Source organism: Salmonella sp. 741265073_HBA (assembly GCF_046569105.1).
Taxonomy (GTDB): Bacteria; Pseudomonadota; Gammaproteobacteria; order Enterobacterales; family Enterobacteriaceae; genus Salmonella; species Salmonella enterica.
On the sequence record NZ_JBKFRY010000009.1, the window covers coordinates 87048 to 100456 of the forward strand.

General features: G+C 55.8%; 2 protein-coding genes and 1 pseudogene. All 3 read left to right on the forward strand.

What is annotated here, in order from left to right; all coding sequences use genetic code 11:
* The first annotated feature begins 94 nt into the window (after nucleotides 1–94).
* The 3 genes and pseudogenes from ratB (at nucleotide 95) to shdA (ending at nucleotide 13382) form a co-directional block, all read left to right on the forward strand.
* Nucleotides 95–7411, forward strand: coding sequence for a DUF823/DUF824 repeat adhesin RatB (gene ratB, locus ACLD3P_RS13695; protein WP_411006389.1), 7317 nt, complete (start codon nucleotides 95–97; stop codon nucleotides 7409–7411).
* A pseudogene (locus ACLD3P_RS13700) lies at nucleotides 7412–7512 on the forward strand (IS1 family transposase); the annotation flags it as partial.
* Nucleotides 7513–8045: 533 nt separating this feature from the next.
* Nucleotides 8046–13382 (forward strand): fibronectin-binding autotransporter adhesin ShdA, encoded by a 5337-nt coding sequence (gene shdA / locus ACLD3P_RS13705; protein ID WP_411006388.1) that lies wholly within the window; start codon nucleotides 8046–8048, stop codon nucleotides 13380–13382.
* Nucleotides 13383–13409 lie beyond the last annotated feature (27 nt).

Sequence of the window (13409 nt, forward strand, 5' to 3'; positions counted from 1 at the left end):
CCTTGTGACTGGCGTTGTTGGGTAGCGATGCGTTTTTAATTCCTGGTATTAATGGAATGAACTGCAACGAAATAGACTTTTTTCAGGTATATCAGTGAAATCGAAAAAGTGTGTCGGTTTTTTATCCTGGTTGCTGCTATGCGCCTTCATTTTAACGCCTTTCTTCGCGCAGGCCGTGCGAAGCAGCGGTGCATGGCAAGAACTCACTGAGCAAACTGCGGCTATTAACGGTACTCCCCCTCAGGCCGATAGTGTGACGATCCCGATATATCAGGGCAGCGTTCAGTTGCGCTCGGATGTGGCGAATCCTGTTGATTATTTCGCGAAACCCAGCCAGTTCAGCACCAGTGATGCCGGCAGCGCGCTGACCTTAACCAATCCGCACGACACCGAAGGCGATATCTTCGCCGTGCCGCCGTTGGCCTGGCAGGCTGAACGTGCGCCTACCGTCACGCTGGTGTGGGCCGACGCCGCCACGCCGGAGACACCGCTTTCTCCGCAGCCGTCGGCAAACCTGACGTTCTGTGAGCAAAATATGGCAGGCCGCCATCTGGTGGTCTGGCCGCAACTGGATACCTCAACCGCCATACCGCCGCTGTGGTTGCTTACCCGCACTGGCGTGCCTTATAACACGGCGGTCGAAGTGCTTGATCAAAAGTTTGCCGTGGATATCGCGCCAGCCATGGGCGACCCGGTAACGCTTGCCGCCGATCATCTGGACGAGTCGTTAAACGCCGCGAAGGTCAAAGTCGGTGAAAGCATCACGCTGACGGTGAATACCAAAGGCTGTAATGGCGAGCCTGTGGGCAATATCGCGTTCGTGATCACCCGCGGCGATGCGCAAAACCGCCAGGGCGCGGTAAACAATACCGCGCCAGTGCGCGTCGACAGCACCGAACTGACCACCACCGCCACGGAATATCACGGCATCACCAATGCGGAAGGGGTAGCGACGGTAACCGTCACCCAGACTAACGGTCCGGGTGTGAAAACCCCGCTGATGGCGCACCCGTCAGGCGCGCCTGCGCTGAAAGCTGGCGTGGACGTGATTTTTACCACCCTCACCAGCCCGGACAGCAGCAGCGCCAACATGTACGGTCATATGGCAGAGACGTCCACCGCCACGGTGGACGGCGCAAGCTACACCTTTTACCGCCCCAAACTGGCGGCGGAAACCGACGGTGAAGACCGCACCGCCAGCATCAACAATGAAACCTGGGCGCAGTTCAACTGGGGTCACGCCGACGCGCACTGCGATATTCTGCCGGATGCACGCCAACTGGAAGGGTTAAAAATTGCGCGCGGCGATCTGGCCACCACCCTCGGCTGGCCGGTAGGGCTTACATCCGGTGATGAAGAGTACTGGTCCTCCTCCCAGGGATCGACTGCCACTGACCATATCAGCATTGATATGCGTAGCCGCGCCCTTACGCAGATGCCGGACGCCACGCAATCGCTGGTTAGCTGCGTGGATAAAGCCCCGCCTGCGGTCACGCCGAAATTAGTGATTAGCGCCGATAATTTTGATTCAACGGTCAACGCGGCGAAAGTGAAGGTGGGCGAAGAGATCAACATGAAGATCACCGTCACCGACAGCGCCACCAATAAACCGCTGCCTTATCGCTACTTTAACGTCTACCTGGGCGACGAGCAAAATCGCCAGAATCAAAAGAACGCCGATATTGATAGCGGGCATCAGTGGACGGATGATCCGGTAATTATCACCAATCTGGCAGGCAGCGACGGCCACTATCATGGCGTCACCGACGCCAACGGTCAGTTCTCGCTGGTGTTGACTCAGGATAAGGGTGCGGGCGTATTAACCCCGGTGCGCGTGGTGCTGTTCGACGGCACGGAAGCGACGCAGAACGTGATTTTTACCGTCGTCACCAGCCCGGACGTGGCGCAGGCGCGCATGTGGGGCCATATGCAGGGCGTGGTGGAAGCGGGCAATATCTACAAACGCCCGCTGCTGGCAGAAGAGGCCGCGCAGGATACCGGTTCCGAATTTGAGAATAACGAATACTGGGCGACGTTTAACTCGGTAACGGCGGCGACGAACCAGTGCGGTACCGGCCAGGTGCCGGGGCAACTGCTATTGGATACGCTGTATCAGGCCCATTCCGGTAACGCGATGGAAACGACCTACGGCTGGCCGACGCAGAAACACAGCTATATCGCGGCGGATACCGATGGCGCCACCACTGCACACGTCAACCTGGCGACCGGCGCGGACAGCATGTTCAGCGGCGCCGAACCGAATTATCTTTCCTGCTCCGGCAATGAGTTAGTGACCAGCCTGGACGTTTACTTTAATGGCGATGAGTCGTTACGCAATGCGGTAGCCAAAGTCGGCGAACAAATCACAATGAATGTCCATTCCGTCAATGCGCTGAATGGGTTAAGCGTGCCCAACGCCCGCTTTACCGTCACCCTGGCGCACGGCAAAAATCGCCACAACGCCACGACGGGCTTTACCGATCCCAGCGACGGAACGCTGGTGATGGGCGGGACGCCGTTTGGCTCTTCCCAGGCGTCAATGACGTACCAGGGCATGACCGATGCCGAGGGCAACGCCACGCTGGTGATTGAACAGCCGCAGGGCGTGGGCTTACTGATGCCGCTGAGCGTCCTGCCGGTCAACTCACTGATTACCACGCCCGTCAACCGCAGCGTGAAATTTACCGTCCCCACCAGCCCCGATACGCCGGATGCGCAGATGTGGGGCCATATGGCGGACACGCTCACCGTGGGTGATATGGAATTCCAGCGGCCAAAGCTGGCGGCGGAAGCGACTGCCGCCACCCGTATCCAGGAGCAGGATAACGAAACCTGGGCGCGCGTCAGCCACGCCGACGCGCTGAATAACCCCGACGCCGGGGGCTGTGAGGCCAGCCATTTGCCGCGTGCCGATCAGCTTGCCGCGCTGTACGCCTCCCGCGACGGCAATAAAATCCATACCGTATCCGGCTGGCCGACGACGTATGACTACTGGTCATCCACCTTTGCCAGCGCCGCTACATGGCAGGCGGTATCACTGGCGGCGGGCGGCTATACCGCCTCCGGCGACGCGTCGGACTACGTGAGCTGTCTGGTCAGCAAAAATCCGACGGCGGCGTCTATCACTATTGAGCCAGTGGATGCGGCATTGTGGTATGACGCAAACAGCGAACACGCGGTGAAGGTGAAAAAGGGCGATACGCTCCAGCTTAAAGTCACGGTAAAAGACGCCAGCGGCAATCCGCTGCCGCAAGCGCCGTTCGTGTTAAGCCGCGGCGACGGCTATACCCGCCAAAATGAAAAACACATCGCCGGCAGTGGCGATGGCATTGTCTCGGCGGTAGTGATCGACGGTGATTCGCTCAACGACACCGCCACCAAAATCGGCGGTCTGACCGGCGAGGACGGTAGCAAAATTATCAACGTCACCCGACCGGATACCCACGGTACGAAGGTCGCGATTACGGCGGCGCTGTACGATAACGCCAGCGCGACGGCCAGTATCGACACCATTTTTACCGTGGTCACCAGCCCCAATAGCGACAAAGCCAAAATGTGGGGCCATATGCCGGAAACGGTGACGGCGGCCAATGGCGTGGTGTTTAAGCGCCCGCTGTTATCGGCTGAAATCGCCAGCGGCATTACCCACGGCGACAATACGGAAAACAACGAAACTTGGGGCAGCGTCGATTTTGAGGTGGCGAAAGATGCCTGCGGCGCGGGATTTGTGCCCACGCTTGCCGATCTCCAGTCGCTGTACGACACCTGGCCTGGCGGCGCAATCAATACCCAGCAGGGCTGGCCGCTGGACGGTAAAAACTACCAGGACAGCACCGCCGATTTGAGCAGAAGTACGGAAAACCGCTACGTTAAGTCGATTAATCTGCGCGACGGCGGCATCGGTTCGCTGCTGTGGAATGAAAAGCTCTATTTTGTTTGCCTGCAAAACGCCCATCCGGCGGCGACGCAGATAACGCTGACCTCGCCGCGGTATAACGACAGCGACGGTTTCGCTAACGCGAAGGTCGGCGAGACGATTCCGCTTACTATCACCACGCTGGATGCCCAGGGCAACCCGGTGGCCGATACGCCGGTTATCTTTATGCGCGGCGACAGTATTGGGCGCGCGAATCAGGAGGTGAATAGCTCGGTGGCGGCGGAGATACAGATAAACCACAGTGACGGGCGTAACAGCGGCGTTAAATATTATACCGCCACTGGCGCCGACGGTACGTTGACGCTGGATATCAGCCAGGATGGGGGCGCTGGCTTTAAAACGCCTCTGACGGCGTCGATAGAGCACAGCAACGTCGCAACGACCGCGCCGCTGCCGGTTATTTTCACTGTGGTTACCAGCCCGGACACGCCGAAGGCCAACTACTGGGGCCATATGGCGGAAACGTTAACCGACAGCAGCGGCGTGGTGTACAAGCGCCCGTTGTTGTCCAGCGAGTTCAGCGCTACACCCGGTAAAACGCTGACTATCGCCAACGGTAGTTACGACAAAGGCGAAACCTGGGGCATGATAACCGTCGATAAAGCCTGGAACGGCTCTGGAGGCGGCTGCGGACGCGATTATCTGCCTACCGTTAGCAATCTTCAGACGTTGTACCGTACCTGGCCCGATAACGCTATGCGTAGCAGCAATGGTTGGCCAATGACCAGTGCTGGCAATAGCAACGTTAGCCGCTACTGGTGGGCGGGGGATTACGTGATATCGTCAGACGGCGCGCAGTCGCTCTACGCGGCGGTCAACCTGTTTAACGACGGCAATGATGTCAAAACGACGACCAGCACCTCGACTTACTACATGCAGACCTGTCTTGCCTCGCCGCGCCGCGTCGCCGCCAGCCTGACGCTGACGCTGGCAGGTCAGGATGAAACCACCGGAATCGCAAAGGCGGAGAAGGGTGAGCAGATGGCCGCCACCATCGACGTGAAAGACGCCGCAGGCCAGCCGATGAAAAACGTGATGGTGAAAATCAGCCGGGGAGTTTCCTACTCGCGCGCCAACAGCGCCACATCGGCTTCAGGCGCCACAGACGATATTACGTTACGTAATGTGATGCCGTCCGGCCTTGCGACATACCTGCTGGATACCTCGGCGAAATATCTGTATGCGCAAACCGATGCCCAGGGACAGGTGACATTTACCCTTGCTCAGGACAGTACCTCCGGTTTAAAGACCACTATCAGCGCCGCCACGATGGACGGCAGCAACCTGACGGACAGCAAAGACGCTATCTTTACCGTTATCACCAGCCCGGATACCGACAAGGCCACATACTGGGGTCATATGCCGGAAACCTTTACCAATAGTAAAGGGGTGGAGTTTGCCCGGCCGCTGCTGCGCGCCGAGCTTTCTTCAACCACGGATACTTCTGGCTATTCGGCAAATGGCGAAACCTGGTATACATGGAGCCGTTATCCAAACCTGTATCAGGATTCCGCCAGTCCGTGTGATCGCCTGGGGTTGCCGACGATGGATGATTTAAAAACGCTATATAGCGACTATCCGCAGGGCGGGCTAACGGCGGCCTTTGGGCTACCGGTGGCTGCGGGGAAATACTGGGGAGCGGGGGATTCGAAAGTCAACGATACGCACTCGACGAATAATTTCCAGTACATCAGGCTAAATACTGGCGAGACGACAACGACAAGCACCAATACTGCGACGGCGCAACTCTGCCTGACGAAGCGCAGGGTGCTGTCGATAGCGCTGACTTCCAGCGCCATGAACGCCGAAAAATCCGCGGCGCTGGCGAAGAAAGGAGAAAAAATTCCGCTTACGGTGACCGTCACCGACGGCGACGGTACGCCGCAGCCCAATGTCCCCATTCGTCTGGGGCGAGGGAACTATTCGCAAAACCGGGCGGGCGGCGATGAAAACGGCAGCAACAGCGACATGCTGCTAACGCCAATTGCGCCGCCAGCGGATGCCAAAGTATTTGCCTATCATTATTCCGGCGAGCAACTCTGGTATTGGTACGGCACCACGGATGAGAGCGGTAGGGTGCAGTTTGAACTGACGCAGGATAACACTCCCGGCCTGAAAACACGGCTGGAGGCGATGCTTCCTGACAATCCGCCGACGGTCAGCGATATGGACGCGATATTCACCGTCATTACCAGTCCGGACAGCGATAAAGCCAAATACTGGGGACATATGCCGGAAATCGTTACCAACAGCGCGGGCGTGAAGTTCCGGCGTCCGCTGCTGGCGGCGGAGATGACGTCGAATAGCGGTACTTACCTGGTTAACAATGAAAAATGGCCCTTAGTTACCGCAGCGAACACTGAAAAAGCGGGCGCAACCGGCTGTGATGCGGAATACCAGCCGTTGTCAGGCGATCTACAAACGTTGTATGGCGACAATCCCAACGGCGAAATCGGCACAAACTACGGCTGGCCGGTGGCGGGGAACAAATCCTGGTGGGCGGCGGATCGTGCGCCGAATACCGGATATTACCAATTTATAAACCTGAATAGCGGCGGTAAAGGTACCGCCAGTTCGTCGACTGCCACCGGTGCTCAGGTATGCCGGGTCGAGCCGCATACTTCTACTCCTGCCAGTATTACGCTGACCTCAACGGCGATGGACAGCGCGAAAAACGCGGCGGTAGTGGAGAAGGGAGGCGCGATGCCGTTAACGGTGACGGTAAAAGATAGCAGCGGTAACCCGGTCGCCAACGTCGGTTTTACGTTGTCGCGTGGCGATTCGAAAAATCGGGCAGGTACGGTGGTAACGGATGGCGACGTGGCAGCGGATGCCGGAGCAGACGATCTCATGCTTAAAGCGCTGACTCCCGCAAGCGCCAGCCAAAGTATGACCACCACCGGGATTGTCTTTACCGGCACTACTGGCAGCGACGGTACGGCAACGTTTACGCTTAATCAGGATAAAAGCCTGGGGTTGAAAACGCCACTCACGGTGAAACTGACGGACAATACGGCTCTTCACGCATCACTGGATGTGATTTTTATGGTACTTACCAGTCCGGATACGGATAAAGCGTTGTTCTGGGGAAATATGGCGGATACGACATCCGTTAACGGAAAAACGCTGCATCGTCCGTGGCTTCAGGCTGAGCTGCTGTCAGGCGTGACGCCAGTATTTACCAACGGAGTGCATATAAATAACGAGTACTGGGCGATGGCGCATACGGTGGACAACACTAAATGGGATATTGCCAAACAGTGCGGTAGCCTTAGCAAAGCGCCGGATAATAACGACCTGTTGACGCTGTATCATTCCATTGGCTCGTTAGGCTGGCCGACGCAGGGCTATCCCTATTTATCTAAATCAACCTCGAGCGGCGGCATGTATTGCGGTGTGGATGAGAATACCAGGAGTCAAAACTGCGCCATTAAGCCGGCAAGTTCAGCAGGTTATGCGACGTGCGTGGATTAACGTATTAAGCGTCTGGCACGAAAAGAATCTGCTTTTCACGTTCCATTGAGCTTCATGAAAAAGTAATCGGCGCATTCATTGAAAAGTATATGTTCTGCTAACTGGAGTCACCACCGTTTGCCGCGAGTGTGTAAAAGCGCTGTCTCCCTTCTGCAACCCGGCATCTGGCGCTATCCATATACTCTAAATAATTCGAGTTGCAGGAAGGCGACATAAAGTAAGTGACTGGGGTGAGGGAACGCAGCCGCAGCACATGCAACTTGAAGTAGGACGAATATATTTACAATAACACCAGGTGTCGCATGATAAACACACCTTTTTGCCTCGCGAATCTATTTATTCCAATATATGTAATCATTAAATGTTATTTACAACGTGAATGCTTATAGAATGGATAAATATATTTATATAAATTATAAATCAAACAGAAATTGACCTGCCATTGAAATAATCCTTGAAATTGGTTAATAATTTGGCTTTGATAATATATTGTAACAGGTGGTTGCAATCATTCGTAGCGCCATGTTTTTGTTATTTATTATTTAACTCATTGATATACACCATTTAAACGTTATTTACAGCCCAATCAAAATCAAGCTTGCTTCGTGAACGTTATTAAAAGGAAATTTAAAAATTGAACAGGACCTACAGTATTGTCTGGAGCGCCGTGCGAAATATGTATATCGTGGCTTCAGAACTGGCGCGAGGCCACAGCAAAGTTAAAATACAGGCGCACGCTAATGAAGTCTCCCCTTTTATTAAAAAGCCTGAGTCAGGATGGACAATTAGTGCAAAACACAATGCGCTGACCTTTGCAATTGTTGCCGCGCTTGGGCTCGCCAGCCCGCTGGCCATGGCCGATAATTCGGTGTCCTACATTGACGGAGTTGACCACGACCTGAACGCAGAAACGTCGCCGATGTTCTATTCTGGCGCCGATGAAGGCGCCGCGCTGTACCTCGAAGGCTTACCTACTCAAGGCCAGGGCTGGCAGCCCACTTCAGCCACGGGCACGAATATCGAGATTGGAACGGACGGCGGTGGAGCCCCCCTTTCAAGTGGCGGTGATGCGGTGGCTACAGCGATTTCGCTCTATCGGGGAGCAACACTTGAACTGACCGAGGCAAAAATTTATACGAAGGGAAGATATACCCAAGGTATCAACCTCGACGAGCAAAGCAACCTGACGTTGAATGGAGGAAGCCTTGAGGTTGAAGGCAATTACGGCATTTTGACGCTCTATAAAAATTCACAAGCCACCCTGATTGGCACCGAGGTCACCGCAACGGCGGACACAAGCAGCGACATATCGTTACAGCAAGGCAGCACGCTGAACATCAAGGACGGGAGTAAAATCACGCTCACTAGGGGGCAATTGAGTGTGGTTGGCGACACGAACGGCAACGCCTTCCTGAATGTGAGCGATAGTACGGTGAGTTCTACGGGCGCGGATAGTACGGTTGTTGCCGCCAACCGGGGTATTCTCAATATCAAGAACTCTTCCGTCACGCACAATAACGCCACAGGTGCCGCCATTGAGGCATCAAGCGCGTCGACGCTGAACGTTTCCGGTGATGATAAGAGTCAGATGATCGTCAACTCCAAAGGCGTTGGCGTGAAAGGCATTGCTTCAAGCGTAGAGATTGACGGAGCAACCATCACCGCCGACGACGACGGCATTTTAATGACAAGCCAGGGAAAAAGCGGTTGGTATGACGATACTAACGCGTTAACCGTCAATAATGCGAACGTCGCCTCCCAAACCGCCGCGCTGCACGTTGACAGCAAAACGAATATTAACGACCCTATCGAGCTCACCAACAGCACATTGACTGGTCCGACCGCCATCAAACTGGAAAGCGCGGTGACCGTACAGGCTAACAGTACAGCGCTTGATGGCAACGTTGACGCGGGAATCACCGCATCGTCCTTGTCACTGACCAATTCTTCACTGCAAGGAAGCGTCAACGGCGTTTATAGCTCATTAACACTCGACGCCGACAGCCAGTGGACCATGAGCGGCAGTTCGGCGCTTGGAAGCCTGACCAGCAATGGCGAAATTACCCTCGGAGACGGTAGCGCTTCGGCAAAAACATTACAAATCACTAACGCGCTCACGCTACAAAACGATAGCCAACTGAACATCACGCTATCTGCCACTGACTCCCCGGCGATCACCACCGCTAGCGCCACACTTGATGGTTCACTGACCTTAAATCTCGATTCAACAGCGGCTTTTGGAGACCCGACATCGGATCAACAGTTCAAGTCAATTACCCTGATTGATTCTGATAACGCAATAAGCACCAATGTTGACAGTCTGACAACGAATATCGACACCGACTCACTGCCAGATTACCTGACCTTCGGCGTCGACGTTGACGCTAACGATAACACCAACTTCGTTCTGGAGCAGCAGCTCAGTTGGAATGCTAACGCGACTTCCATTAGCGAAGCGAGCGGCACCTTTACCCTCGGTGATAATGAAACGTTTGAAGTTACCAGCGAGCTGAGTAAGGTTTCCCCCGTACCTGGCGGCTGGGACGGCGAAACGTTGACCAAAGAAGGCGATGGCACGCTCATTCTCAGCAACACGGCGAATGACTATGGCAATACCAACATTAACGGCGGTACGCTGTCTGCGAATGATGCCGCCGCGCTCGGCAGTGGCGACGTGGCCATTGCAGAAAACGCAAAGCTTGAGTTGGGCCAGGGAACGCTGGATAACAACGTCACCGGCGGGGGCCAAATTATCAAAAGCGGTAGCGGTGATCTCATCGTGACCGGCGATAACACTTACTCCGGCGGCACCACCATTACCGGCGGTATGCTGACGGCTGACCATGCGGATTCGCTGGGTACCGGGGCTATTGCCAACAACGGCGTGCTTCAGGTCGGCGAGGGCGAGCTGGAAAATACGCTTTCCGGCAGCGGTTCGCTGGTGAAAACCGGTATGGGCGAACTGACGTTAAGCGGTGATAACACTTACTCCGGCGGCACCACCATTGCCGATGGTGTGCTGATTGTCGCTAACGTTAACGCGCTGGGCGGCGGTGATGTCGATAACGCGGGTACGCTGAAGCTGGACGCGGAGGGCGAATTCAACCTTGCGAATGTCACGACCCAGTCTGGAGCAACGACTGAGCTGGCCAAAGGTACGACGCTCAACGTCGACTCGCTGACTCAGCAAGCCGACAGTACGCTGAATATTGACCTCAGTAAGGCCAACGAAAGCGCCATTACCGCCGACAGCGTCACGCTGGCTGGTACGCTGAATGTTACCGGCATCGGCAGCGTTACAGACAGCTGGACGCCTGAGGCATACACCTACACGCTGATTGACAGCGACAGCGCCATTACCAGCGATTTCGACAATCTGACCGTCGCGGGAATGAGCAGAGAAGATGTTGACTTCCTGACTATCGACGGGAAAGTCGACGAAGCAGACAACACCCACTATGATCTGACGGCCTCCCTCTCCTGGTATGCGGACAGAGACAACGCTTCTACCGACGCTCACGGTACCTTTACCCTTAGCGACCCTGACGGCAGCTTTAACGTTGCGGCTAATCTGACAGACGTTGACGACACGCTTGATCCGAATAGCACCTGGGACGGTAAATCGCTGACCAAAGAAGGCGCAGGCACGCTGATCCTCTCCGGCGACAACGACTACAGCGGCGGCACCACCATCAATGAAGGTACGCTGGTTGCCGCCAGTACGACGGCGCTGGGCACCGGTCTGGTAGACAATAACGCCACGCTGGTGCTGGACGCAGACGGTGAAGTCAGCGCGGTGGGCGGCATCACCACTCACAGTGGTGCGACAACCCAACTGGCGCTCGGCACCTCGCTGGATCTCGGCGACAGCGCGTTAATTCAGCAAGATGGCAGTATGCTGAACGTTGAGCTGAATAGTGACTCAGTGCAACCGCTGATTACCGGTGGCAGCGCCACGCTTGGCGGCGATCTGGTCATCAGCGACGACGGCCTGCAAACGCGCGCCTCCGACGCGGAGTTCCAGTCCTTTAAACTGATGGATATGACCAGCGATATCAGCGGCGACTTCACCAGCCTGACGATGAACCTCACCGACCAGCCGGACTATCTGACCGTAACCGGGACAATCAATCCTGAAGATGCGTCAGAATATATGCTTACCGAAGGGCTGAGCTGGAATGCGACCGCCACGTCAGCGACGCCAGCACATGGCACTTTTACCCTGGGCGCAGGCGACAGTTTTGAAGTCACCAGCGTTCTGGGCGATAAAACCGGCAACGGCGACTGGGACGGTAAATCGCTGACCAAACTGGGCGCGGGTAAACTGACGCTGAGCGGCGCGAATACCTATAGTGGCGATACTAACGTACAGGAAGGCACGCTGTGGCTGTCCGGGGACGGCTCGATTGGCGAGATGGGCAGCCAGCAGGCGGTGAACGTCGCCTCTGACGCGATCTTTGGCGGCAGCAACGGTACTACCGTTAACGGTAAGGTGACCAACGAAGGGACGCTGGTCTTCGGCGACAGCGAGGAAACAGGCGCCATCCTCACCCTCAATGGCGATCTGATCAACATGGGGACGCTCACCAGCGGCAGCTCCTCCAGCACGCCAGGCAATACGCTTTATGTCGATGGCGATTACATCGGCAATGGCGGCTCGCTTTACCTGAATACCGTCCTGGGCGACGATGATTCGGCGACCGATAAGTTGGTCATTACCGGCGATGCCTCCGGCTCCACCGATCTGTACATCAACGGCATCGGCAGTGGGGCGCAGACCACTAACGGTATCGAAGTGGTGGATGTTGGCGGCACATCGACAAGCGATGCGTTTGTGTTAAAAAATGAAGTTAACGCCAGTCTGTATACCTACCGTCTGTACTGGAATGAAAGTGACAACGACTGGTATCTGGCGTCAAAAGCACAGTCTGATGATGACGACAGCGGCGGTGATGTCACGCCTCCGGACGACGGCGACGATGGCGGTAATGTCACGCCTCCGGACGATGGCGGCGATGTCGCACCACAGTACCGTGCGGATATCGGCGCGTACATGGGCAACCAGTGGATGGCGCGCAACCTGCAAATGCAGACCCTCTATGACCGCGAGGGCAGCCAGTATCGTAATGCCGATGGCAGCGTATGGGCACGCTTCAAAGCGGGTAAAGCGGAATCCGAGGCTGTCAGCGGCAATATCGATATGGACAGCAACTACTCCCAGTTCCAGTTAGGCGGCGACATTCTTGCCTGGGGCAACGGCCAGCAGAGCGTTACCGTTGGCGTCATGGCGAGCTACATCAACGCCGATACCGACAGCACCGGTAACCGTGGCGCAGACGGTAGCCAGTTCACCAGTAGCGGCAACGTAGACGGCTACAACCTCGGCGTCTATGCCACCTGGTTTGCCGATGCCCAAACGCATAGCGGCGTGTACGTCGACAGCTGGTATCAATATGGTTTCTACAACAACAGCGTAGAGAGCGGTGATGCGGGCTCTGAATCTTACGATTCAACCGCTAACGCCGTCTCGCTGGAAACTGGTTATCGCTACGATATTGCGCTGAGCAACGGCAATACGGTTAGTCTGACGCCGCAGGCGCAGGTTGTCTGGCAGAATTACTCAGCGGATAGCGTGAAGGATAACTACGGCACCCGGATCGATGGTCAGGATGGCGACAGTTGGACAACGCGTCTGGGTCTGCGTGTTGACGGCAAGCTGTACAAAGGCAGCCGTACGGTTATCCAGCCGTTTGCTGAAGCTAACTGGCTGCACACCAGCGATGATGTGTCGGTATCGTTTGATGATGCTACGGTGAAACAGGATCTTCCGGCTAACCGTGCGGAGCTGAAAGTAGGTCTGCAGGCAGATATCGATAAGCAGTGGAGCGTTCGCGCTCAGGTTGCCGGGCAGACTGGCAGCAATGACTTTGGCGATCTGAACGGTAGCCTCAATCTGCGCTATAACTGGTAAGTTAGACAAAACCGGGCGGGTGTTCCC